We start from the raw sequence: 22,857 nt of genomic DNA, 5'->3' as shown, positions 1-22,857 counted from the left end.
TGCGGGGTCAGCCCGCGTCCCGCGGCTCCACCAAGTAGGGCAGCTCCTGGGTGGCGTACCACAGCAGCTCGTGGTCGTCCTCGTGGCCGGCGCCGGGGTCGGCGAGGGCGGCGGCGATGTCGTCGGCCGCCTCGGGGGCGTCGACGTGCACCGAGGCCACCCGCTTGAGGGGCACGGTGCCCGTGACGGTCACCCGGCCCGGCCCCGCGGCGGCCCCGGGCTCCGCTTCGACGGCGGCCTCGGGCATGTCGGCGGCGATGACGGCGCGCCGCCGGGGTGCGCCGGGGTCGCCGGCGACCAGGCGCAGCGAGGCGTCGGCCGCGGCCCGCAGGGCCTCGTATTCCAGTTCCTCGTCGTCGGCCCCCGCGGCGGGCGCCCCGCTCACCGCGTAGGCGGTCAGCGGGGCGCCCCGGACCTCGCCGTCGGCGAGGACCGCCGCGAGGTCGGGAAAGGTGCTGGGCAGGAAGATGCGCATCGTGGACTCGTCATTCCGGGCCGGTGGTGGGATCCACGCCGAAGTGTGCCCTACCCGGAGTGGTGGCCGCGCCACCGGCCCGCGGTCAGGACGGCAGCGCGTGGAGTTCGACCCCGCAGGTCTCGGCCAGGCGCTCCCGGGTCTCGACGGCGTCGCGGTGCAGGATGCCGGTCATGCCCAGGTCCACCGCCGCCTGCACGTTGTGCTCGATGTCGTCGATGAAGACGCACTCCTCGGGCGCCAGCCCGGCGCCGTCGCAGGCGTGCCGGAAGATCGCGGGGTCGGGCTTGCGCATCCCGACCTCGCCGGAGATCACGACCGTGTCGAAGGCCGCGGTGAACAGCTCGCGCGGGTAGGAGTTGCCCCAGGAGTTGGAGAGCAGGCAGGTGCGCACCCCCTGCCCGCGGGCCAGGCGCAGCATCTCGTACATCTCGTCGATCGGGAGGAACCCGGCGAACATGCGGTCGATCAGGCCCTCGGCGACGACCGCCCCGCCGTCGACGCGCCGCAGCAGCCCGGCGAGCAGGCGCTCGAAGTCCGCGGTCCCGATCTCGCCCCGTTCCAGCGCGTGGACGGGGTTCTCCGCGGCGGTGGCCGTTCCCCCGTACTCCGAACCGATCCAGGCCTGCATCACCGACCGGTAGTGGTCGACGTCGAGGCCCTCGACGGCCAGCCACTCCGTGATGATCCCGGGGAGCGGCGGGGTCAGGACCCCGCCCCAGTCGGTGATGATGCCGCGGCACGTGCCCGCCATCCGCGATCGCCTCCATCCGCGTCGGTGTGGTTCTCCGGTCCTCCGCCGCTGGTCCAGGGCTTTTGGGCCGGAGATGGATACTTCCCGCGCGCGGGCCGTCCCAACCCCCGCGCGATCGGGCGGCGCTCGATTCCGCACGCCGCCACCCAGGTACCGACCGGTCGGTCGGTGCCATACTCGGGCCATGGACTTCGCACTCAGCCCCCTGGCCCAGGACCGCCTGGCCGACCTGCACGAGTTCATGGACGAGCACGTCTACCCGGCCGAGCCCGTCTATCACCAGTGGCGCGCCGACGCGGGCCACGGCAGCCACGAGGTCCCGCCCGTGGTGGAGGACCTCAAGGCCGAGGCGCGCCGGCGCCGCCTGTGGAACCTGTTCCTGCCCGATACCGGCGGGCTCCGCGTGAGCGAGTACGCCCCGCTGGCCGAGCTCACCGGCCGCTCCCCGGTGCTGGCCCCGCAGGCGCTGAACTGCTCGGCGCCCGACACGGGCAACATGGAGGTGCTGCACATGTTCGGCACCCGCGAACAGCGCGGCCGGTGGCTGGAGCCGCTGCTGGACGGCCGGATCCGCTCGTCCTTCGCCATGACCGAGCCCGACGTGGCGTCGTCGGACGCCGCGAACATCGCCACCTCGATCGTCCGCGACGGCGCCGACTACGTGGTCAACGGCCGCAAATGGTGGATCAGCGGCGCCGCCGACCCCCGCTGCGCGGTCTTCATCGTCATGGGCCGGACCGACCCCGATGCGCCGCCGCACCGCCGCCAGTCGATGATCCTGGTGCCCCGCGACGCCCCGGGCGTGGAGGTCGTGCGGTCGCTGCCGGTCTTCGGCTACCAGGACCAGGAGGGCCACTGCGAGGTGCGGTTCACCGATGTCCGGGTCCCGGCCGGCTCACTCATCGCGGGCGAGGGCGACGGCTACATGATCGCGCAGGCCCGGCTCGGTCCCGGGCGCGTCCACCACTGCATGCGGGCCATCGGCATGGCCGAGCGCGCACTGGAGCTGATGGTGCGCCGCGCCGCGGGGCGGGTGGCGTTCGGCGGCCCGCTCTCCGACCAGGGCGTGGTGCGGCAGCAGATCGCGGAGTCGCGGCTGGCCATCGAGCAGGCCCGGCTGCTCGTGCTGAAGACCGCGTGGCTGATCGACGAGCACGGGGCGAAGGCGGCGCGCACCGAGATCGCGGCCATCAAGGTGGCCGCCCCGCGCGTGGCGGTCGAGGTCATCGACCGCGCCATCCAGGTCCACGGCGGGGCCGGGGTGAGCGACGACGTCCCGCTGGCCCTCATGTACGCCCACGCCCGCGCCATGCGCATCTTCGACGGCCCCGACGAAGTGCACCTCCGCTCCCTGGCCCGAAGAGAGATCGCCCGCCACACCTGATCCGCCGCCTTGAGGGCGTCCCGCAGGCTGAGCGGGAAGCACCAGGCGCGGCAGGGCCGCCTGCGACGGACCCGCGGCGTCCGGGCTCCCGGTGCGGCCTAGTACCCCAGCCCGTCGCCCGCCTTCAGGTCGGTGCCGGGGATGTCCACGGGCAGGCGCCCTCCGGGGCTGATCTCGCCCGCGATGGCGCGGGCCGCGGCCGTCCGGGAGACCTCGACGCCGGAGTAGGTCGCCAGGTAGCCGTCGACGTCGCCCAGCTCGGCGAGGTCGTAGGGGGTGCCCTGTGCGACCACGACGACCGGCGTGCCCGAGCCGCGCACCGCGTCGACCGCCGCGATCTGCTCGGCGTCGCCCCTGGCGCTGCTGGTCCCCACCACCGCGAGGTCGGCGTCCTGCGCCGAGGCCGCCACGGGGTGGCCCAGCTCTTCCAGCGCCGCGCCCAGCTCCTCGGCGCCCTGCCCGCTGACGTGCACCGTCGCCCCGTCGTCCAGGGGCAGCGCCTCGCCCTCGTTGCGCAGCAGGGTCACCGACGCGTCGGCCACCTCCTGGGCGGCCTCGGCGTGCTCCCCCGCGCCGACCGCGTCCGCGGCGGCCGCGGGGTCGGCGGGCTCGGCCTCGTACAGGCCACGCTCGACCTTCAGGGTGAGGATGCGCCGGACCGACGCGTCCAGGCGCTCCTCGCTGATCCTGCCGTCCGCCACCGCCTCCTGCACCGCGGCCACGGCGACCCCGGCGTCCGGCGGCATGAGGAGCTGGTCGGCGCCGGCCAGGACGGCCCGCACCGCGACCTCGCCGTCGCCGTGTGTCTGGCGCACACCTTCCATGTTCAGCGCGTCGGTGGTGACCAGGCCGTCGTAGCCCAGCTCGTCGCGCAGGACGCCGTCGATCACGGTCTCGGAGAGCGTGGCGGGCTCGCCGGAGTCGTCCAGCGACGGGACGACCAGGTGCGCCGTCATGACGGCGTCCACCCCGGCCCCGACCGCCCGGCGGAAGGGCGGCAGGTCCTCCTGCTCCCACTCCTCGCGGGTCTTGTCCACGACGGGCAGGCCGGTGTGGCTGTCGGTGTCGGTGTCGCCGTGCCCGGGGAAGTGCTTGACCACCGACACCACGCCGCCTTCGGCGAACGCCTCGGCCTCGGCCACCGCCATCTCCCCCACCAGCTCCGGGTCGGACCCGAAGGAGCGGATGCCGATCACCGGGTTGTCGGGGTCGGCGTTGACGTCGGCGACGGGCGCGTAGTCCAGGTTGATGCCCAGAGCGGTGAGTGTCGCGGCGGTGGTCCCGGCCAGCGTCGCCGCCATCTCGGGATCGCCGGTGGCGCCGACGGCCATGGCATCGGGGAAGTGGGCCCCGATCGGCAGCCGGGCGACCAGGCCCTGTTCCTGGTCGATGCCGAGGAACAGCGGCGTGCCGGACCCCTCATCGGCCGCCAGCTCCTGGAGGCCGTTGGACAGCTCCGCGATCTGCTCGGCCCCGGTGAGGTTCTCGGGGAAGTAGATGAAGCCGCCGGGCCGGTGGTCGGTGATGAGGGCGGCGTTCTCCTCGGGCGTGGTGCCCAGCGCGGTGAGCACGAAGAGCTGGCCGACCTTGTCCTCGACGGTCATATCGGCCATCAGCTCGGCGACGGCCTCCTCCGGGTCCTGCGATGAGGACGGGGAGGGGCCGGCGCCGCCGGCCCCTCCTCCGGAGCACCCGGCGGTGCCGGCGAGGAGGGCTCCCGTGCAGAGGAGGGCGGTCAGACGGCGTGGCGGCATAAGAGAGAGGGCTCTTCCGGTACGGGGGCGGCGGGCGCGGGCCGGAGCGGGCGGCACCGCGCCCACGATAGCCGCGCGCGGCCCCTGCGCGGCACGCCGGAGACCGACCGGCGTGCCGCGCGGAGTCACAGGCCCAGGTCGGCCAGCCCCGTCAGCGCGGCCCGGGCGGCGCGCTTGGCGTCGCCGGGTCCGCGCGCCGCCAGGGCGGCGTCGGCTGCGGCGCGGCACTCCTCCAGCGTGGTGCGCGCCAGCGCGGCGCGCACGAGCGGCAGCGCGGTGGCCCCCATCGAGAGCGAGGTGACGCCCAGGCCGGTGAGGACGCAGGCCAGCACGGGGTCGGCGGCGGCCTCCCCGCACACCCCGCACGGGCGGCCGGCGTCGGCCGCCGCGGTGGCGGCGACGGCGACCAGGTCCAGCACGCCCGGCTGCCAGGGGTCCTGGAACCGGCTGAGCCCGCCGATCTCCCGGTCGGCGGCGCAGGTGTACTGGGTGAGGTCGTTGGTGCCGATGCTGAAGAACGCCGCCGGCCCGGCGAGGTGGCGGGCGCGCAGCGCCGCGGCCGGGACCTCGATCATGATGCCGGCGGTGGCGATCCCGGCCTCCTCCGCCGCCGCGGCGAACCATTCGGCGTCCTCGGTGTCGGTGACCATGGGCGCCATGACCTGGAGGTCGGCCTCGGTGTCGCGGGCGGCCTCGGCCAGCGCCGCGAGCTGGGACCGCTGCATCTCGGGGTAGCGGCGCATCAGCCGCAGCCCGCGCTCGCCGAGGGCCGGGTTGGGCTCGGCTCCGGGCGGCGGCAGGAACGCCAGGGGCTTGTCGGCGCCCGAGTCCAGGGTGCGCACGACCACCTTGGCCCCGGGGAACGCTTCGAGAACCGCCCGGTAGGAGGCGACCTGCTCGTCGTGGCCGGGGGCGTCGGCGCGGTCCAGGAACAGGAACTCCGTGCGGTACAGCCCGACGCCCTCGGCGCCGTTCTGGAGTGCGGCGGGGAGGTCGTCGGGGCCGCCGATGTTGGCGAGGAGGGGGACCTCGTGGCCGTCGGCCGTGCGGCCGGGACCGGCGCTGTCGGCCGCGGCGGCGGCGCGGGCGGCGGCAGCGGCCTTGGCGGCCTCGACTTCGGCGGGGCCGGGGTCGACCAGGACGGCACCGCTGGCGCCGTCGACGAGCAGCGGGGTTCCGTCGGGGATGTCGTCGGCGGCGGCGCAGGCCACCACCGCCGGAAGGCCGAGGGCGCGGGCGAGGATGGCGGTGTGGCTGGTGGGGCCGCCTTCGCGGGTGATGAAGGCGACGACCCGGGCGGGGTCGAGGAGGGCGGTGTCGGCGGGGGCGAGGTCGGTGGCGACCAGGACGTAGGGGGTGTCGGATTCGGGGAGGCCGGGCACGGGGACGCCCAGCAGCCGCGCGACGATCCGGTCGCGGACGTCGTCGAGGTCGGCGACGCGTGCGGCCAGGTACTCGCCGGCGTTGGCGAGCATCTGCCGGTAGACCGCCATGGCCTCGGAGACGGCGCGGGCGGCGGAGGCGCCCTCGCCGATGCGCTTCTTGATGTCGTCGGTCAGCGCGGGGTCGCGGGCCATGAGCGCCTGGGCGCCGAGGACTTCGCGCGCCTGCCCCCCGGCGCGTTCGCCGCGCAGGGCGAGGTCCTGGGCGGTCTCCTCCATGGCCGAGGCGGCCCGCCGGACCTCGGCGTCGGCGTCGCCGCCGTGGCGCTCGCCCGGCGGCGGGTCGGGCACCGAGCGCGTCAGGCGCAGGGCCGGACCGTACCCGGCGCCGGAACTTACCCCGACGCCGCTCAGCTTGTCACCCATGCTCTCTCCCACTGACTGTCTCCCATCGGCGGTGTCCACTAGCCGTCGTTCACGATCCCGGTCAGGCGGTCCAGCACCGCTTCGGCATCGTCTCCGTCGGCGCTGATGACGATCTCGTCGCCGTGGCGCACGTCCAGCCCCATCACCGCGAGGATGCTCTTGGCGGGGACGGGGTCGCCGTCGCCTTTGGCGACGGTCACCGTGCCGCCCGCCGCCGACGCGGCCTCGACGAACAGGGCCGCTGGGCGGGCGTGCAGCCCGACCTCGGCTCCGACGGTGACGCGGCGTTGTGCCACGGGACGCACCTCATCTCTCTTACTGGTTCCGGCCCCGGGTGTTCCGGGGGGTCACCGGCCGCGCGGGGCGAGCCTGGGCCAGTCGACCTCGGTCAGGTGGTCGACGACGAGGTCCGCCTCGCTCAGCTTGGCCCGGTCGTGCGTGGTGGTGATGGCGACGACACGCATCCCGGCGGCTTTTCCGGCCTGGATGCCGGCGGGCGTGTCCTCGAACACCACGATGTGCTCGGGGTCGATCCCGAGGATGTCCGCCCCCGCCAGGTACCCCTGCGGGTGCGGCTTGCCGTGGACGACATCGGCGGCCGTGACGAGCCCCTTGAACAGCCCGTGGACGCCCAGGCGGTTCAGCGACAGCTCGGCCCAGGCGCGGTCCGCCGAGGTGACCAGGCCGAAGGGGGTCCCCGCGGCGTGCAGGCCGCGCAGGAACGTCACGGACTCGGGGAGGTCCAGGACCGGCGGCAGGTCGGGGTGGCCGCCGATCTCCTGGATCTCGGCGACCAGCACGTCCCAGGTGACGGCGGGGAACAGCGAGGGGTCGTCGGCCAGGACGTCGGCCCCGCGGCGGCCCATGAAGCGGTGCAGGACGGTGTCGTCGTGCGGGATGCCGTGGGCGTCCAGGAGCCGCGACCACGTGGCCATGGACCGCGGTTCGCTGTTGATCAGCGTGCCGTCCAGATCGAAAAGTGCGGCGCGGGGGCGCTGCTCGCCGGTCACTCCCCCACCGCCCAGGTGAACAGCGGGTCGCCGGCGCCGATGGCGCCCTCGGCGGTGCCGGAGACGGCCGCCGCGGCGGCGTCCAGGGCGACGACGGGGACGATCGGCGAGAGCCCGCGCGCCTCGATCGCGACCGGGTCCCACCGGATGAGGGGGGTGCCCGCGGCGACCTCGTCGCCTTCGGCGGCCAGCTTCTCGAAGCCCGCGCCGTCGAGCTTCACTGTGTCGATGCCCAGGTGGACCAGGACGCCGTGGCCCCCCGGGGCGACGACGACGAACGCGTGGGCGTGCAGCTTGAGGAGCGTGCCGCCGATGGGCGCGGTGGCCTCCATCGGGCCGCGGACGGGCTCGACGGCGGTACCCGGGCCGACCATGGCCTGCGCGAAGACGGGGTCGGGCACCTGGGCCAGCCCCACGGCGGTGCCGGGGACGGGGGAGAGCACGGTGAGCATGGCGGGCCTCCTCGGTCCGGGCGGGGTGGTCAGTCGAGCAGGTCGTTGATGTCGTCGGTGAGCGTGTCGGCCTCGGGGCCGACCACGACCTGGACGACCTTTCCGGAGACCAGCACGCCGTGGGCGCCGGCGGCCTTGAGCGCCGCCTCGTCGACCTTGCCCGGGTCGGCGACCTCGGTGCGCAGCCGGGTGATGCATGCCTCGATGTCCTCGATGTTGCCGGCGCCGCCCAGCCCGGCGACGATCGCGGCGGCCTTGTCGGCCATGTGAACCTCCATTGGTGGGACGGGATGCAAGCCGAGCTTAGGTGGCGCGGGGGCGCTCCTACCCGGTCTGGGTCACCTTGCCGAGGCCGCGGGGGGCGTCGGGGTTGTATCCGAGGCTCCGGGCGAGCCGCTCGGTGATCAGCTGGGCGGGAACGATCAGGCTGATGGGGGCCAGCCACTCGGGCACGTCGGGGGCGGGGACCGCGAGGTCGCAGGCTCCCGCCAGGGCGGAGCCGCCGCCGATGCCGTAGGCGGGGGCGCCGGCGGAGACGACGCGCTCGGCGAGGGCGACCGTGCCGGGCAGGGTCGGCCCGGAGTTCGCGGCGATCAGGATCGCCGGGGTCGCGGAGTCGACGACGGCGATGGGGCCGTGCAGCAGATCGGCGTAGGAGAGGCCCATGGCGTGCAGGTAGCAGGCCTCCTTGAGCTTGAGGGCGGCCTCCAGGGCGGTGGAGAAGGCCATGCCGCGCCCGGACACCACCGCGCCCTCGACCCCGACGAGGCGTTCGACGATCGCGTCCAGCGCGTCGGCCGGGCGGTCGAGCGCGTCGTCGATGGCGTCGGGGACCGCGGCCAGTTCGCCGTGGTCGAGGCCGGCGCCCAGCCCGAGGGCCAGGACCGCCAGCGCGGCGAGCTGGGTGGTGTAGGTCTTGGTGGCGGGAACGGCCACCTCGTTGCCCGCGCGGGTGACCAGTGCCAGGTCGGCGGCCTCGGCCAGCGGCGAACCGTCGCCGTTGGTGACGCCGACCGTGCGGGCGCCGCAGTCGGCGGCCCAGGCCATGGTGTCGACGATCTCCTCGGTCCGCCCCGACTGGGAGATGGCCACCGCGAGGACGCCGGAGAGGTCGATCCGGGCGCCGTAGGTGGTGGCGATGGAGGGGGAGGCGAGGGTGGCCAGCCGCCCGCTGTGCGCCTGGAGCAGATAGCTGCCGTACACGGCCGCGTTGTCGGAGGATCCGCGGGCGATGAACAGCACCTGGCGGGTCTCCCGGCCCAGGGCCTCGATCTCGGGGGCCAGCGGCAGCAGCGCGTCGAGGGTGTCGCGCAGCGCCGCCGGCTGCTCCCCGATCTCGGCGCGCATGACGCTCGTCGTGGTGGTCATGAGCCTCTTCCCTCGGTCGTGAGTATCGCGCCGCCGAAGCATCCTGCCTGGTACGACCGCCTGGCGGGGGGTGATCGGCGTACCGGCCGCCCGGAGTGTTGACACACCGCTCGGGCCTGTGGTCTAGTCCGGCCTATACCAGTAATACCAGAATGTCCCACTACCGAACAGGCACGAGCGACATGGCGATCGACCCCGCGAGCCCCGTCCCGAAGTACGCGCAGCTCCGGGACCTGTTGCTCGACTGGATCGTGGAGTCCGGCCTGTCCGTGGACGACCCCGTGCCCTCCGAACGGGAACTCGGCACCACCTACGGGCTGTCGCGGATGACCGTGCGCCAGACGATCGACCTGCTGGTGGCCGAGGGCAAGCTGTACCGCGTGCCCGGCAAGGGCACGTTCGTGGCCCGCCCCAAGATCGAGATGGCCCTGGCCCTGGCGTCCTTCACCGAGGACATGCGCACCCGGGGCTTCGTCCCCGGCGCCCGCGACCTCACCCGCCGGGTCGTCCCCGCCGGCGGGAGCACCGCCCGCATGATGGACATCGCGCCCGGCTCCCCCGTCCACCACATCGAACGCCTGCGCACCGCCGACGGCGAGCCCATGGCCGTGGAGCGCTCGAACATCCCGCTGTCGATCGCCCCCCACCTGGACGTCTTCTCGCTCTCGGAGCGCTCGCTGTACGCGATCCTCGAAGAGGAGTTCGGGATCATCCTCGACTCCGGCGAGCAGACCATCGAAGCCGGAATCTGCGAACCCGCCGACGCCAAACTGCTCGGCCTGCCCCCGGGCAGCCCGGTGCTGTCCATGCAGCGGCGCAGCTTCGCCAACGGGCGCTGTGTCGAGTTGGCACGCTCGACCTACCGGGCCGACCGGTACCAGCTCCACTCGCGCCTCGACCCCCGCCTCCCCGGCGGCACCTGACGCCCCGCCTCGGCGGGACCGCACTCCCTGCGCACGCCCCACGTGCACCCGCATCCACCCATCCCGCACGACGTCATGAGAGGACCAGCGGTGACCTCACCATCGACCGCTGACAACAGCGGCATACCCCCGGCGACCACATCCCCTTCACGCGCTCTGGGCATCCTCCAGCGCATCGGCCGCAGCCTGATGCTGCCGATCGCGGTCCTGCCCGCCGCGGCCATCCTGCTGCGGCTGGGCCAGGGCGACATGCTCGGCTCCAACGGCCCCGACCCCGGCGGCCTCGCCGACGTCGCCGGCATGGGCTGGATGATCCCCGTCGCCGGGGTCATCGGCACCGCCGGCGACGCCCTGTTCCAGGCCCTGCCCCTGCTGTTCGCGGTCGGGGTGGCCATCGGCTTCGCCAAGCGCGCGGACGGCTCGACCGCCCTCGCCGCCGTCGTCGGCTACGTGGTCTTCGACCGGGTGAGCAAGTACCTGTTCTTCGAGCGCGGCGGCGAGCTCGGCGAGGCCGTGACCATGGTCAACGCCGACGGCGAGAGCGTCATCAACTGGGGCGTGAAGAACCCCACCGACGTGCTCGGCGGCATCCTGATCGGCATCCTCGCCGCGGTGCTGTGGCAGCGCTACTACCGCATCAAGCTGCCCACCTGGCTCGGCTTCTTCGGCGGGCGGCGGTTCGTGCCGATCATCACCGCGGTCGCCGCCCTGCTGCTGGCCGTGGCCTTCGGCTTCATCTGGCCCTTCGCGGGCGCCGGCATCAACTGGCTCGGCGAGCAGATCATGACGTCGGGCGCGATCGGCGCGGGCGTGTACGGGATGGTCAACCGGCTGCTGCTGCCGTTCGGCCTGCACCACATCGTCAACTCGGTGGTGTGGTTCGTGTTCGGCAGCTACACCGACCCCGCCACCGGCGTGGTGTCCAACGGCGAGATCAACCGCTACCTCGCGGGCGACCCGACCGCGGGCGGCTTCCTCTCCGGGTTCTTCCCGGTGCTGATGTTCGGCCTGCCCGCCGCCGCCCTGGCCATGTGGCGCGCCGCGCACCCCAGCCAGCGCGCCGCGGTCGGCGGCATCATGATCTCGGCGGCGCTCACCGCGTTCGTCACGGGCATCACCGAGCCCATCGAGTTCGCGTTCATCTTCATCGCGCCGGTGCTGTTCGTCGTGCACGTGGTGCTGACCGGTGTCTCCATGGCTCTGCTCAACCTGTTCGACGCCCACTTGGGCTTCGGGTTCTCCGCGGGCCTGATCGACCTGGTGCTCAACGCGGGCAAGTCCAACACCACGGGGCTGGGATGGATCCTGGGCCTGGGCGTGGTCTACTTCGTGCTCTACTACGCCATCTTCTATTTCCTGATCACCAAGATGAACCTGCCCACTCCGGGCCGCGAGCCCATCGAGGAGAAGCCCTCGGTGGCCGCCGCGGACAGCGTCGCCACCGGGGGGTCCGCCTCCGGTTCGGCGAAGAAGGACGGCGGGCCGCCACCGGCGTCCTGACCGGCCATCCGGCGGGGTGCGGCCCGATGGGCCGCACCCCGCCGGGGTGTCCGGCCCCGTCCGTCGGACCCGTCGCGGACAATGCGCGATATGAACAGATCAGCGGAGCAGCGGCACCACGCCCTCGACTACATCGAGTTCTCGGTCACCGACCTGGAGGAGGCCAAGCGCTTCTACACCAAGGCGTTCGGGTGGCGGTTCAACGACTACGGCCCCATGTACGCGGGGATCCAGGGCCCCGACGGCGGCGAGGTCGGCGGACTCAACCCGAACGGCGGGGCGCGCGGCGGCAGCCCCTTCGTCCTGCTCTTCTCCACCGACCTCGACCGGTCCGTCGAGGCCGTGACCCGCGCCGGCGGACGCATCGTGAAGGAGCCCTACGCCTTCCCGGGCGGGCGGCGCTTCCACTTCGCCGATCCCAGCGGCAACGAACTGGGGGTCTTCGCGGAGTCCTAGGACCAGGGCCGGCCGGGGGCCGGGGTGCGGCCGCTCCGCACCCCGGTTATCCGATGGCCGTTCCCGCTCCCGTCCGGCAGAATCGCGGCGTCACGTGAGGCGACGGGAAGACGGGAAGGCACCATGGGATGACCGCTTCGAGGGCCGCCATCGGCCGGAAGGACCTCGAGCCGTCCGGCGGCCCTACCCCCGTAGCCCGCTCAGCCCGCGGGGCGTCCATGCGGCCCCGGCAGCGCTGAGGGGCCCGCTTGCGCGGGCCCCTCAGCGTCGGGTCAGTGCCGGACGTGTGGTCCGGGAACCGGCGTTATGCCTTGTTCTTCGGGTCGCCGTGGCACTTCTTGTACTTCTTGCCCGAGCCGCAGGGGCACGGGGCGTTGCGCGCGGCACCGGCGAACTCGTCGGTCTCGGACTCCGTGCGCTTCTCGACCTCGCCGCTCTCGCCCGGGGCCGAGTACTGGAGCCGGGTCGGGCGGCCGGCGCCGAAGCCGGGCACCACGACGTCGGCCGCGGACTCGGCCGGGTCGCCGGCCTTGGCGTCGGCGGTGTCGGCCGTGTCGTCCTCGGTGCCGCCGGCCTTGCCGGACTCCTCGGCCGCGGCATCGGCCTCGGCCTTCGCGGCGGCGGCCTCCTCGCCGGTGTCCTCGGGCGTACCGGGCTCGGCCGGGCCGGTCTCGATCACCGCGCTCGTGGCGGCGGCGGTCGCGGCGGCGCCGGCGGCCGTGATCCCCTGGCCCGCGGGCTTGCCGTTGACCTGGACCTCGACGTTGAAGAGGTAGCCGACGGACTCCTCCTTGATGGACTCCAGCATCTCCTGGAACATGTCGAAGCCCTCGCGCTGATACTCGATCAGCGGGTTGCGCTGCGCCATGGCCCGCAGGCCGATGCCCTGCTGGAGGTAGTCCATCTCGTACAGGTGCTCACGCCACTTGCGGTCCATGACCTGGAGGATCACCCGGCGCTCGACCTCGCGCATGGCGTCGGAGCCGATCTCCTCCTCGCGGCGCTCGTAGGCCGCGGCGGCGTCCTCGCGGACGTGCTGGGACAGGATCTCCGGCGTGAGCGAGCCGAGGTCGCCGCCGATGTCGTCGATCAGCTCATCGGCGGTGAAGCTGATCGGATAGACCTGCTTGAACGCCTTCCAGAGCTTGTCGAGGTCCCACTCGGAGGAGTCGCCTTCGGCCGTGGCCAGCTTGACGTAGCCCTCCAGCACCTCGTCCATCATGCCGCCCACCTGGTCGCGCAGGTCGGCGCCTTCGAGGACCTTGCGGCGCTCGGCGTAGATCACCTTGCGCTGCCGGTTGAGGACCTCGTCGTACTTGAGGACGTTCTTGCGGATCTCGAAGTTCTGCTGCTCGACCTGGCCCTGCGCCGACTGGATGGCCTTGCTGACCACACCGGACTCGATCGGCTGGTCGTCGGGGATGTTCAGCCGGTCGTAGATCAGCTCGACCCGGGCGCTGTTGAACAGCCGCATCAGGTCGTCTTCGAGCGAGAGGTAGAAGCGCGAGGTGCCGGGGTCGCCCTGGCGGCCGGAACGGCCGCGCAGCTGGTTGTCGATGCGGCGCGACTCGTGGCGCTCGGTGCCGAGCACGTAGAGGCCGCCGGCCTCCACCACCTGCTCGTGCTCGCTCTCGACCTCCTGCTTGGCCTTGTCCAGCGCCTCGGGCCAGGCCGCCTCGTACTCCTCGGGGGTTTCGAGCGGCTGGAGGCCCCGCGCCTGGAGCTCTTCGTCGGCCATGATCTCGGGGTTGCCGCCGAGCATGATGTCGGTACCGCGGCCGGCCATGTTGGTGGCCACGGTGACCCCGCCGAGCTTGCCCGCGCGCGCGATGATCGACGCCTCGCGGGCGTGGTTCTTCGCGTTCAGGACCTCGTGGGCGATGCCGCGCCGCTTGAGCATCTTCGACAGCAGCTCGGACTTCTCGACGCTCGTGGTGCCGACCAGCACCGGCTGGCCCTCGGCGTTGCGCTCGGCGATGTCGTCGACGACCGCCTCGAACTTGGCCTCTTCACCCTTGTAGACGATGTCCTTCTCGTCGCCGCGGATCATCGGCTTGTTCGTGGGGATCGGAACGACGCCGATCTTGTAGGTCTGGCTGAACTCCGCCGCCTCCGTGGTGGCGGTACCGGTCATGCCCGCCAGCTTGTCGTAGAGGCGGAAGTAGTTCTGGAGGGTGACCTTGGCGAGGGTCTGGTTCTCGTCCTTGATCCGCACCTTCTCCTTGGCCTCGATGGCCTGGTGCATGCCCTCGTTGTAGCGGCGGCCCCGCAGGACGCGGCCGGTGAACTCGTCGACGATGAGCACTTCGCCGTCTTTGACGATGTACTCCTTGTCTCGCCGGTAGAGCTCCTTCGCCTTCAGCGAGTTGTTCAGGAAGCTGATGAGCGGGGTGTTGACGGACTCGTAGAGGTTCTCGATGCCGAGCCAGTCCTCGACCTTGGCGACGCCGGCCTCGGTGATCCCGACCGTGCGGTTCTTCTCCTCGACCTCGTAGTCGGTGTCGCGGCGCAGGCGGGGGGCGATCTTGGCGAATTCGGCGTACCACCGCGAGTTCTGCTCGGCGGGGCCGCTGATGATCAGCGGCGTTCTGGCTTCGTCGATGAGGATGGAGTCGACCTCGTCGACGATGGCGAACGAGTGCTCGCGCTGCACGGTCTCGGCGAGCGAGAGCGCCATGTTGTCGCGCAGGTAGTCGAAGCCGAATTCGTTGTTCGTGCCGTGGGTGATGTCGGCCTGGTAGGCGGCCCGGCGGTCGGCCTTCGACATGTCGGGGGAGATGACGCCGACTTCGAGGCCCAGGAACTGGTAGATGCGGCCCATGTTCTCGGCGTCGCGCCTGACCAGGTAGTCGTTCACGGTGATGACGTGGACGCCCTTGCCCGCCAATGCGTTCAGGTAGACCGCGAGGGTGGCGGTCAGGGTCTTGCCCTCACCGGTCTTCATCTCCGCGATGTTGCCGAAGTGGAGGGCGGCTCCGCCCATGAGCTGGACGTCGAAGTGCCGCTGGCCCAGCGTGCGCTTGGCGGCTTCGCGCACCGTGGCGAAGGCTTCGGGCAGCAGGTCGTCCAGAGACTCGCCGTCCTTGTGCCGCTCGCGGTATTCATCGGTGAGTTCGCGCAGCTCGGCGTCGCTGAGGTCGACGAAGTCGTCCTCGATCGAATTGGTCTGGTCCTTCAGCTTTTTGAGCTTGCGCAGGATCTTTCCTTCGCCCGCGCGGAGGACCTTGTCGAGTATGCCTGGCACTTCCTATGCGCTCCTCGCAGTACTGGGCCCGCGTCCGGAGGCGGGACGGATCCTTGACCCCCAGCTTTCCATCGTAGGCGAGCCTATTGCCTCAATGGCCCCCGGCGCCTCTCCGCGCGAACCGCATGTGGACAGGTCGCGGAGGAGCACGGGTTCAACCCCCCGCTCTCGGGTATTGGCGGTCGAGACGTACAAATGTAGCCGTCCGGTATCGGGGGGTGCCGATCATGGCCGACACCGACCGCAACGATCCGAATACCTTCATCCGCGGGTACCAGGCCGAGGGCGGGATGTGGGCGCCCACCACCACCCACCGCGGCCGCGCGGGGTCCTGGGTGGCCGTCGCCCTGATGATCGGCGGGTTCGCGCTCGCCGGGGTGTCACTCGTGCTCGGCCCCGCCTGGGGGCTGCTGATCGCCGGCGCGGTGCTGATGGCGATCGGCGGGATCGTGAGCCTCACGACCGACATCTTCACTGACGTGGTGCTGGACGACCCGCGCCGCGAAACGGAGGAGAAGCACTCGACGCCGCTGCACCGCATCAAGCGACACCAGCGGGTGCGCCGAGCCGAGGAGCCTGCGCCGGAGTCGGCGGAATCGGCGGGAACCTCCGGGGCCGAGGGTACGGCCGACGCGGCGAAGACCACGCGAACCGCCGCGGAGCGGCGTCCCGGCGCCGGAGGCCGCTGAAGCCGCCTCCGGCGCCGCGGGGACCGGCGACGGTCAGTCGACCAGTCGGAGGACGCCGTAGCTGAAGCCCCGCCGCCGGTAGACGACGCTGGGGGAGTCGCGGTCCTCGTCGTGGAAGAGGTAGAAGTCGTGGCCGACGAGTTCCATCTCCATCAGGGCCTGGTCGATGGTCATCGGCTTCGCGGAATGGAACTTCTCGCGCACGACGTGCGGCGCGGTGCCCTGGGTGTCGAGTTCGACGAACTCATCGGCGAAGCGGCCGTCGACCTCGGCGCCGTCGAACTCGGCGGACTCATCTGCGCCCGGTGACGGCGCCGGGGGCGCGGCCACGGGTCCCAGGCCGTCGACACCGAGGTCGGCGGTCGCCGCCGCGACGGAGACGGGGGCGCGGTTGCCCTTGCCCGGCTTCTTGCGGTCGGCGGCCTTGCGCAGGCGCGCCTCGATGCGGTCCAGTGCCTGGTCCAGGGCGTTGTAGCGGTCGTCCGAGGATGCCTCGCTGCGGACGACGGGGCCGGCGGAGCGGATGGTCAGCTCGACCCGCTCACGCTGGTCGGCGAGCCTGGGGTTGCGCTCCTTGGACACCTCCACGTCGATCACCATGCCCTGCCGCTCCCACTTGGAGAGCTTCCCGAGCTTGTTCTCGACGTGCTGCCGGAATCTGTCTCCGACACCGGTGCGCCGACCCTTGACGATGATGTCCACAAGACCCCCTTCATCGCGTCACCGCCGCATAGCGGCGGCCTGCTCTGATCTGCCCGTCGCCGTCGGCGACGGGCGGCATTTCGCCGGTTCCTCCTCTCCTCGGCCGCGACCCGGGTGGCGGCCCGTGTGCGAGTTGGGAGGGGTGTATACCCACGTTGCCAGGCGCCACGCCTCGCGCACTGAGGGAACAGGGGAGAGCGCCGGCAGCGGCCGGGCCGAGGAGCGCCGAACGGCGGAGAAGGCTCCTGCCTTGACGCGTCCCCGCAGGTCGGGCGGGCAGCACCGAGCGTGCCTGTCGGGCGCCGGCGGTGGCTGGACTGAGGAGCGGTGTGCGACCGAGGAACGAGGGAGCGCACCGCGACGAGGACTGTTTCCCCGGACCGGCTCCGCCTTGAGGGCGCCCCGCAGGCTGAGCGGGGAGCGCCGAGCACGCCTGTGGGGCGCCGGCGGTGGCTGGACTGAGGAGCGGTGTGCGACCGAGGAACGAGGGAGCGCGCCGCGACGAGGGAAGCCGCCGCCTTGAGGGCGCCCCACAGGCTGAGCGGGGAGCACAGACCACCACAGGCCGACGCCCGGGTTCGGGCATGTCGGCCTGCTCGTGGATGGACATGTCACCCGCCCGGCCGACCTGGTCTTCGTCCCCACATCCGCCTGCTGAGGGTCTCGCCGCGCTTTTGTGCGACTACTGCCCTTCTCCCGGCCGGGAGGGACATCGGATCCCTCCGCGGGGCAGGGCTTACCTCTAAGCCGCACCGTGATCGGTCGACGAAAAGTCGCCTTACGTGGGCCGTTTCGCCTGCGGCTGGCATCGGCTTGCCGAACTGGTGCCCCCGCGATGGGGACACGACCTCCGGCGCAACCACGGACCCGGGCGGGTGCCATGTCCTGAACGCTAACCCGAGATGCGGCGGATGTCAGGTGCCGATCCACCGGGCATCTCGCGGAAAGCGTCCGATCGCCCCCACACATCACCGGAGGTAGAGGACCCCGGACCACCGGGTAAAACCTTTTTGACGGTCCGCGGTCGAACGGGGGCGTTCCTCCGGCCAACGTCGAGGTTACCGGCGATCGGCGAGTACAGCGGCGCCGACCACGTCTTTTCCGGCCTCGCGCAGCGCGCGGGCGGCCTCGGCGAGGGTGGCGCCGGTGGTCAGGATGTCGTCGACCACCACCACGGGTCCCGCGATCGCGGCCGCTGACCGCGGGCACACCTCCAGCGCCCCGGCGAGGTTGGCCCGGCGGTGCTCGCGCCCCAATCCGACCTGGTCGGCCACGCGCCGCCGGTGGCGCAGTGCGGGCACCACACGCGGGCGCGCGGGCCCGGCCCGCGCCGCCGCGCAGGCGAGCAGCAGTACGGGGTCGTACCCGCGCCGGCGCCGCGCCCTGGCGCGCGGTGCCACCGGGACCAGCACGAATCCGGGATGCCCGCCGGAGGCCCGGGCGACCGCCCCGGCCAGGCGGGCGCCGAGCGGCCCCGCGAGGGCGCGGGCGTGCCGCTCCTTGAACGCGAGCAGCAGTGTTCGATCGCGACCGGTGTACGGCCCGGCCGCCCACACCGGCGGGCAGCCCGGGCGCGGCCGGCACCGGCGCGGCGGACGACCGGCCAGGTCCCGCGCACACGCGGCGCACAGCGGAGTCCCCGGAGCCGCGCACCCGGCGCAGGCCTCCCCCAGGACGAGATCGGCCAGCGCGGACCCGGCACGCACCAGAAGCGCACCCGCGGCGACGACAGCGGAGGAAACCCCGGCGAACACGCCGGCGACGACGGAGACCATGGAGACGGCGATGGCGACGGCCGAGGCGACCCCGGCGGGCGGCTTTCCCATGCCCCCAGCCTGACCGCCTCCGCGACCGCCCACCAGCCCGATTTCCCCGGCTGTGGACGACCCGTCGGGCGGGTCAGCCCGGGTAGACGGGGTTGGTGCCGTCGCCGGCGCGCTGCCAGCTGATGCGGTCGTTGGTGAGCCAGATCTGGTCGTCCTCGGAGCTGGAGAGGAGCGGGCGGCCCGGTGCGGCCGAGATCGCGGTCATGTCGGCGCCCGACGGGGCGCCCGCGCTGGTGGTCTCCGTGCTGCCGTCGAGCGACACCAGGAATCCCTGGTCGGCGTCGCGGTCCTTGCGTCCGAGGGCGACGAGCTGGTCGCCGCCGCGCCAGGCGACGTCGGAGACGTCGCGCAGCTCGCGCGCCAGCGGCAGGAAGCCCCCCGCCGCCACGGTGCCGTCGTCGCGGTGCACGATGCGCCCGACCATCAGCCGGCCGCCGTCGTCCCCGGAGTCGCGGCCGACGACCGCCAGCCGGGTGCCGTCGCGCGATACCCGCACCTGCGTGACCAGAGTGCCGCTCAGCTCCGGCACGTCCACCTCCACCGGGTCGGTGCCGCCGTGCAGCAGCCATAGCCTGGTGCCCAGGCGCGGTTCGGCCCGGGTCGACGGGCTCGCGCCGGACTCCGGCACGGGGGTGGGGTCGTCGCCGCTGCGCTCGGTGTCCTCCTCGACGGCCTGGGCATCCTCCTCGCGCGCCGCGGCGGCGTCCTCGGAGACGTCCTCGGCCGCCCACAGGTCGCCGTAGGCGTCCCAGGACAGGGAGGTGTACTCACCGCCCGAGAGCACCGGCACGTACTCGCCGCCCTCCTCGGTCCGGCTGACGACGACCTCCCCGCGCCCGGCCCGGATGCCGGCCACGTGCCGCTCGTCCAGGTCGACCGCGTGCTGCTCCAACGGGGTGTCGCCCGCTCCGGGGGCCCCGCCGACCCGCCGCTCCTCCGGCATGGTGTCCTGCTGCCCCGGGCTCAGCGCCCACAGCTGGGAGTCGCGGACGAAGTAGGCGTTGAGGTCGTTGTCCGCCCCCGCGGGGTCGACGGTGTCCCACTGGCCGCCGGTGATCAGGTCGTCGCCGTTCGCGCCCGGCAGATCGACCTCCTCGCCGTCGATGCGCAGCGACAGCTCCTCGACCTCCGGCAGCTGCTTGAGCGTCCACACCAGCTGTGCGGCCATGCCGAACCGGTTCTCGGTGCCCCCGGGGGCGGAGCCGAGCTCGACCGTGACGCGGCCGGAGTCGTAGGCGACATCGGCGCCGGTGCCGTCGCCGAAGGCGGAGTCCACCGCCGGGTCCAGCCAGTCCGTCGGACCGCCGACCAGCATCTTCACCAGCCGGGTGGCGAGGTTGTCGCTGCCGACCGGGAGGAAGACGGGGTCGGGCACCAGCCGGGAGCGGTCGGCGTTGAAGTAGTACAGGTTCAGCGGCCGGTAGGCGAGTTCGACGTCGCGACGGCTGAGGATCAGCGAGTCGGGCAGGTCGGTGATCCGCCACTCGCCCTCGCCGTCGCGGGCGAGCCGGTAGGTGGCGTCGATCATCTGCCCGGCGTCGGCGGGGATGTACTGCCCGCTGCCGTCGATGGCGGCGACCCGGCTGCTGCGCAGCCGCACGGTGGCGGTCTCGCCGTCGGCGGCGGTGTCGGCGTCGACCGCGACGGCGTCCATGTCCTCGTAGACGAGCACGTCGCCGTCGGGCGCCCAGTCGGCCTGGCGCCCGGAGCTGAGGTACTCCCTGGCGGTGCCGTGGTTGTCGGTGAAGCTGCCCATGCCCTTGAGGAATCCGCGGACCAGGCCCTCTTCGCCCACTCCGGGCTGGGGTCCCGCGGGCAGCATGCGCACGTAGCTGCCGTAGGGGTCGGTGGTGTCGCCGCTGCCCGAGCCCTGGGTGACGGCGCCGCCGCTGGGCACCGTGGCGCACGCGGACAGGGTGAGGGCGAGCAGCGCCGCGGTGGGCGCGACCGCTCTGGACGTGGTCACAAAGCCTCCCCGGCCTGCGGCCGTGCGATGTCGGGGTCGCCGATGACGGCGGCGAACCCCGGCCTCGTCCGGCCGATGGCCATCTCGGGCGGGGCGAGCGGCAGCGGCGACCCGCGCAGCTCCTTGCCCGCCTTGCGCGGCAGCGACAGCCGGAACTGCGAGCCCTTGCCCGGCATGCCCCACGCCTGGAGCCAGCCGCCGTGCAGCAGCGCGTCCTCCTTGGCGATCGACAATCCCAGCCCCGTGCCGCCGGTGGTGCGGGCGCGCGCGGGGTCGGCGCGCCAGAACCGGTCGAAGCAGAGGTGCTCCTCGCCCTCCTTCAGGCCCACGCCGAAGTCGCGCACGGCCACCGCGATGGCGTCGCGGTCGCCCGCCGCGGTCACGATGACGTCCTTGCCCTCGCTGTGCTCGATCGCGTTGACGACCAGGTTGCGCAGGATGCGGTTGATCCGGCGGGAGTCGTATTCGGCGACGCAGGGGTCGGCGGGCAGCCGCAGCACGACCTTGATGCCCCGCCTCTCGGCGATCTGCTCGGCGTCGCCGACCGCCTTCATCACGGCGTGGCGGATGTCGCCCGACTCCAGCGCCAGGGTGGCCGCGCCCGCGTCGTGCCGGCTGATCTCCAGCAGGTCGGCGAGGAGCTCCTCGAACCGCTCCAGCTGGCTCTGGAGCAGCTCCACCGAGCGGCCCATGGTGGGGTCGAGCTCGTCGCGGTCCTCGTAGAGCAGGTCGCCGGCCATGCGGATGGTGGTCAGCGGGGTGCGCAGCTCGTGGGAGACGTCGGAGACGAACTGGCGCTGCACCTTGGACAGCTCCTCCAGCTCGTGGATCTTCTCCTGGAGGGTGCCCGCCATGTCGTTGAAGGACATGGCGAGGCGGGCGAGGTCGTCCTCGCCGCGGACCTTCATGCGCTCGGAGAGGTCGCCCGATGCCAGCTGCTCGGCCGACCCCGCCGCCAGCCGTACGGGGATGACCACCTGGCGGGTGACGATGTAGGCCACGACGACGAGCAGGATGACCAGGGCGGACCCGACGAACACGACGGTGTTCTGCACCAGGTCCAGCATCTGCTGCTCGTGGTCGAGCGGGAACAGGTAGTACAGCTCGTAGGCGTGCGACATGCGCGCGCCCACGGCGAGCCCGGGCTCGCGGCTGTCGCCGCGGATGATCTCGGTGTAGGTGACGTACTGCTGTTCGAGTTCCAGGCTGGACCCGACGTCGTCGCGCAGCCGCCGCGGGACGCTGGCCTCGTCGACGGTCGCGTACCCGCTGAGGCCGCCGACGTCGGGCAGGATGACCACCTCGTACAGCCCGGTGGTGCCGCTGCTCTGGCTCAGCTCCTCGGTGATCTGGGCGAGCCGGCCGTCGGGGTCGGACGCCTGGTCGCCGTCCTGGAGGGCGTTGACCGCCGCGGTGAGCCCGGCCTTGTGGTCGTTGAGCGCGGCGGTGCGCTTGGCCTCCAGGAGCCCGGTGAGCACCTGCTGGACGAGGAAGAACCCCAGAACGGCGGTGACCAGAGCGGAGATGAGCAGCGTGGTGGTGACCACCCGCAACTGCAGCGAGCGGCGCCAGCGGGAGTGCACGCCGCGCACGAGCCCGCGTGCGGCGCGCTGGGCCGCCAGGTAGCCGCTCAGCAGCAGCCCGACCGCGTTCTGCCAGCGCGACGCGGCGGCGCCCTCGGCCTCGCCAGGGTTCGCCGCTCGCGCGCCGCTGTCGGACGCGCCCGCTGTACCGGTACCGATCAGGCGGTACCGGCCTTGTAGCCGACCCCCCGTACGGTCACGACGACCTCAGGGTGTTCGGGGTCCTTCTCGATCTTCGCCCGCAGCCGCTGCACGTGCACGTTGACCAGGCGGGTGTCGGCGGCGTGCCGGTAGCCCCAGACCTGCTCCAGCAGGACCTCGCGGGTGAAGACCTGGCGCGGCTTGCGTGCCAGTGCCACCAGGAGGTCGAACTCCAGCGGGGTGAGGCTGATCGGCTCGCCTTCGCGGCGCACCGAGTGCCCGGCGACGTCGATGGTGATGTCGCCGATCTGGAGCACCTCGGGCGCGGGCTCCTCGGTGCGGCGCAGCCGCACGCGGACCCGGGCCACGAGCTCCTTGGGCTTGAACGGCTTGACGATGTAGTCGTCGGCACCGGATTCCAGGCCGAGGACGACGTCGACGGTGTCGCTCTTCGCGGTGAGCATCACGATCGGCACGCCGGATTCGGCGCGGATCTGGCGGCAGACGTCGATGCCGTCGGCCCCGGGCAGCATGAGGTCGAGCAGCACGAGGTCGGGCTTGGTCTCGCGGAATGCCTCTAGCGCTTTGTCGCCGTCGTGCACGAATGAGGGCTCGAAGCCTTCGCCTCTGAGGACGATGCCCAACATTTCGGCGAGAGCGAGGTCGTCGTCGACGACCAGTACGCGTCCCTTCATCGATGTATCCGGCGCGGGTCCGCCCCCGTGACGGGTGGCGGCTGCGCGCCTGCTCCTTTCCGGACACTCAAGCGGCGAAAACTGCGATCTGTTCTCCGGGGTCCCGCCAGGGAACCGTCCTCCCGGC

The 22,857-nt window shown here is 72.7% G+C and carries 20 protein-coding genes; 5 read left to right on the top strand and 15 right to left on the bottom strand.

From position 1 onward, the window contains the following. Positions 1–7: 7 nt before the first annotated feature. Both ACFO4E_RS09425 and ACFO4E_RS09420 read right to left on the bottom strand, forming a co-directional pair. A complete protein-coding gene (locus tag ACFO4E_RS09425) occupies positions 8–475 on the bottom strand; it encodes a DUF6912 family protein (RefSeq protein ID WP_378572942.1) in 468 nt (155 codons plus the stop codon). 85 nt (positions 476–560) lie between these two features. Then, positions 561–1,229 (bottom strand): HAD family hydrolase, encoded by a 669-nt coding sequence (locus ACFO4E_RS09420; RefSeq protein ID WP_378572940.1) that lies wholly within the window; start codon positions 1,227–1,229, stop codon positions 561–563. Positions 1,230–1,413: 184 nt separating this feature from the next. Between ACFO4E_RS09420 and ACFO4E_RS09415 the strand changes: the two genes are divergently transcribed. Further along, positions 1,414–2,613, top strand: a complete 1,200-nt coding sequence (locus ACFO4E_RS09415) for an acyl-CoA dehydrogenase family protein (RefSeq protein WP_378572938.1) — start codon at positions 1,414–1,416, stop codon at positions 2,611–2,613. Between the two features lie 98 nt (positions 2,614–2,711). Here the strand turns inward: ACFO4E_RS09415 and ACFO4E_RS09410 are convergent, their stop codons facing one another. The 7 genes from ACFO4E_RS09410 to ACFO4E_RS09380 all read right to left on the bottom strand — a co-directional run bounded on the left by ACFO4E_RS09410 (position 2,712) and on the right by ACFO4E_RS09380 (position 9,005). Beyond that, a complete protein-coding gene (locus ACFO4E_RS09410) occupies positions 2,712–4,367 on the bottom strand; it encodes a glycoside hydrolase family 3 protein (RefSeq protein ID WP_378572936.1) in 1,656 nt (551 codons plus the stop codon). A gap of 125 nt (positions 4,368–4,492) precedes the next feature. Next, positions 4,493–6,175 carry a phosphoenolpyruvate--protein phosphotransferase gene (gene ptsP / locus ACFO4E_RS09405; RefSeq protein WP_378572934.1) on the bottom strand — a complete coding sequence of 561 codons (1,683 nt, stop codon included), beginning with the start codon at positions 6,173–6,175 and terminating at the stop codon, positions 4,493–4,495. A gap of 38 nt (positions 6,176–6,213) precedes the next feature. Further along, positions 6,214–6,471: an HPr family phosphocarrier protein gene (locus tag ACFO4E_RS09400; RefSeq protein WP_378572932.1), complete on the bottom strand. Its 258-nt coding sequence runs from the start codon at positions 6,469–6,471 to the stop codon at positions 6,214–6,216. A 51-nt stretch (positions 6,472–6,522) separates the two neighbouring features. Then, positions 6,523–7,185, bottom strand: a complete 663-nt coding sequence (locus ACFO4E_RS09395) for an HAD family hydrolase (protein WP_378572931.1) — start codon at positions 7,183–7,185, stop codon at positions 6,523–6,525. After that, entirely contained in the window at positions 7,182–7,637 is a 456-nt protein-coding gene (locus ACFO4E_RS09390) for a PTS sugar transporter subunit IIA (protein WP_378572929.1), read from the bottom strand. The genes ACFO4E_RS09395 and ACFO4E_RS09390 overlap by 4 nt, the downstream gene beginning before the upstream one ends. A gap of 29 nt (positions 7,638–7,666) precedes the next feature. Beyond that, on the bottom strand, positions 7,667–7,903 hold the full coding sequence (locus ACFO4E_RS09385; protein ID WP_378572927.1) for a PTS sugar transporter subunit IIB: 237 nt from the start codon (positions 7,901–7,903) through the stop codon (positions 7,667–7,669). Between the two features lie 58 nt (positions 7,904–7,961). Continuing rightward, positions 7,962–9,005 carry an SIS domain-containing protein gene (locus ACFO4E_RS09380; protein WP_378572925.1) on the bottom strand — a complete coding sequence of 348 codons (1,044 nt, stop codon included), beginning with the start codon at positions 9,003–9,005 and terminating at the stop codon, positions 7,962–7,964. A 182-nt stretch (positions 9,006–9,187) separates the two neighbouring features. Between ACFO4E_RS09380 and ACFO4E_RS09375 the strand changes: the two genes are divergently transcribed. From ACFO4E_RS09375 to ACFO4E_RS09365, 3 genes are all read left to right on the top strand, one after another. After that, positions 9,188–9,928, top strand: a complete 741-nt coding sequence (locus ACFO4E_RS09375) for a GntR family transcriptional regulator (RefSeq protein ID WP_378573080.1) — start codon at positions 9,188–9,190, stop codon at positions 9,926–9,928. A gap of 75 nt (positions 9,929–10,003) precedes the next feature. Then, positions 10,004–11,428, top strand: a complete 1,425-nt coding sequence (locus ACFO4E_RS09370; protein ID WP_378572923.1) for a PTS transporter subunit EIIC — start codon at positions 10,004–10,006, stop codon at positions 11,426–11,428. A 90-nt stretch (positions 11,429–11,518) separates the two neighbouring features. After that, positions 11,519–11,884 carry a VOC family protein gene (locus ACFO4E_RS09365; protein ID WP_378572921.1) on the top strand — a complete coding sequence of 122 codons (366 nt, stop codon included), beginning with the start codon at positions 11,519–11,521 and terminating at the stop codon, positions 11,882–11,884. 304 nt (positions 11,885–12,188) lie between these two features. Here ACFO4E_RS09365 and secA read toward each other — a convergent pair whose 3' ends face one another. Then, the gene (gene secA / locus ACFO4E_RS09360; RefSeq protein WP_378572919.1) at positions 12,189–15,128 is read right to left on the bottom strand and encodes a preprotein translocase subunit SecA; all 2,940 of its coding nucleotides are present in this window, start codon (positions 15,126–15,128) and stop codon (positions 12,189–12,191) included. Between the two features lie 227 nt (positions 15,129–15,355). On the opposite strand from secA, the gene ACFO4E_RS09355 reads away from it, so the two are divergent. Continuing rightward, positions 15,356–15,817, top strand: coding sequence for a hypothetical protein (locus ACFO4E_RS09355; RefSeq protein ID WP_378572917.1), 462 nt, complete (start codon positions 15,356–15,358; stop codon positions 15,815–15,817). Positions 15,818–15,850: 33 nt separating this feature from the next. Here ACFO4E_RS09355 and hpf read toward each other — a convergent pair whose 3' ends face one another. The 5 genes from hpf to mtrA all read right to left on the bottom strand — a co-directional run bounded on the left by hpf (position 15,851) and on the right by mtrA (position 22,730). Then, a complete protein-coding gene (gene hpf, locus ACFO4E_RS09350; RefSeq protein WP_378572916.1) occupies positions 15,851–16,519 on the bottom strand; it encodes a ribosome hibernation-promoting factor, HPF/YfiA family in 669 nt (222 codons plus the stop codon). 1,058 nt (positions 16,520–17,577) lie between these two features. Continuing rightward, a complete protein-coding gene (locus ACFO4E_RS09345; protein ID WP_378572914.1) occupies positions 17,578–18,345 on the bottom strand; it encodes a ComF family protein in 768 nt (255 codons plus the stop codon). A gap of 73 nt (positions 18,346–18,418) precedes the next feature. Then, entirely contained in the window at positions 18,419–20,311 is a 1,893-nt protein-coding gene (locus ACFO4E_RS09340; protein WP_378572912.1) for an LpqB family beta-propeller domain-containing protein, read from the bottom strand. After that, positions 20,308–22,056: an MtrAB system histidine kinase MtrB gene (gene mtrB / locus ACFO4E_RS09335; protein WP_378573077.1), complete on the bottom strand. Its 1,749-nt coding sequence runs from the start codon at positions 22,054–22,056 to the stop codon at positions 20,308–20,310. Before mtrB ends, ACFO4E_RS09340 begins: the two co-directional genes overlap by 4 nt. Next, a complete protein-coding gene (mtrA, locus tag ACFO4E_RS09330; protein WP_378529765.1) occupies positions 22,053–22,730 on the bottom strand; it encodes an MtrAB system response regulator MtrA in 678 nt (225 codons plus the stop codon). The genes mtrB and mtrA overlap by 4 nt, the downstream gene beginning before the upstream one ends. Between the last annotated feature and the right edge of the window lie 127 nt (positions 22,731–22,857).

The sequence above is a fragment of the Nocardiopsis mangrovi genome (assembly GCF_042653925.1).
In the GTDB taxonomy this organism is placed as follows: Bacteria; Actinomycetota; Actinomycetes; order Streptosporangiales; family Streptosporangiaceae; genus Nocardiopsis_B; species Nocardiopsis_B mangrovi.
This window is presented reverse-complemented; position numbering and strand designations above follow the sequence as displayed.

Coding starts and splice junctions, on each gene's coding strand:
- ACFO4E_RS09385 (WP_378572927.1), bottom strand. CDS start 7,903: ATGGCCGACAAGGCCGCCGCGATCGTCGCCGGGCTGGGCGGCGCCGGC.
- ACFO4E_RS09390 (WP_378572929.1), bottom strand. CDS start 7,637: ATGCTCACCGTGCTCTCCCCCGTCCCCGGCACCGCCGTGGGGCTGGCC.
- ptsP (WP_378572934.1), bottom strand. CDS start 6,175: ATGGGTGACAAGCTGAGCGGCGTCGGGGTAAGTTCCGGCGCCGGGTAC.
- ACFO4E_RS09415 (WP_378572938.1), top strand. CDS start 1,414: ATGGACTTCGCACTCAGCCCCCTGGCCCAGGACCGCCTGGCCGACCTG.
- ACFO4E_RS09355 (WP_378572917.1), top strand. CDS start 15,356: ATGGCCGACACCGACCGCAACGATCCGAATACCTTCATCCGCGGGTAC.
- ACFO4E_RS09345 (WP_378572914.1), bottom strand. CDS start 18,345: ATGGGAAAGCCGCCCGCCGGGGTCGCCTCGGCCGTCGCCATCGCCGTC.
- ACFO4E_RS09410 (WP_378572936.1), bottom strand. CDS start 4,367: ATGCCGCCACGCCGTCTGACCGCCCTCCTCTGCACGGGAGCCCTCCTC.
- ACFO4E_RS09370 (WP_378572923.1), top strand. CDS start 10,004: ATGAGAGGACCAGCGGTGACCTCACCATCGACCGCTGACAACAGCGGC.
- ACFO4E_RS09420 (WP_378572940.1), bottom strand. CDS start 1,229: ATGGCGGGCACGTGCCGCGGCATCATCACCGACTGGGGCGGGGTCCTG.
- ACFO4E_RS09365 (WP_378572921.1), top strand. CDS start 11,519: ATGAACAGATCAGCGGAGCAGCGGCACCACGCCCTCGACTACATCGAG.
- ACFO4E_RS09425 (WP_378572942.1), bottom strand. CDS start 475: ATGCGCATCTTCCTGCCCAGCACCTTTCCCGACCTCGCGGCGGTCCTC.
- ACFO4E_RS09375 (WP_378573080.1), top strand. CDS start 9,188: ATGGCGATCGACCCCGCGAGCCCCGTCCCGAAGTACGCGCAGCTCCGG.
- ACFO4E_RS09380 (WP_378572925.1), bottom strand. CDS start 9,005: ATGACCACCACGACGAGCGTCATGCGCGCCGAGATCGGGGAGCAGCCG.
- mtrA (WP_378529765.1), bottom strand. CDS start 22,730: ATGAAGGGACGCGTACTGGTCGTCGACGACGACCTCGCTCTCGCCGAA.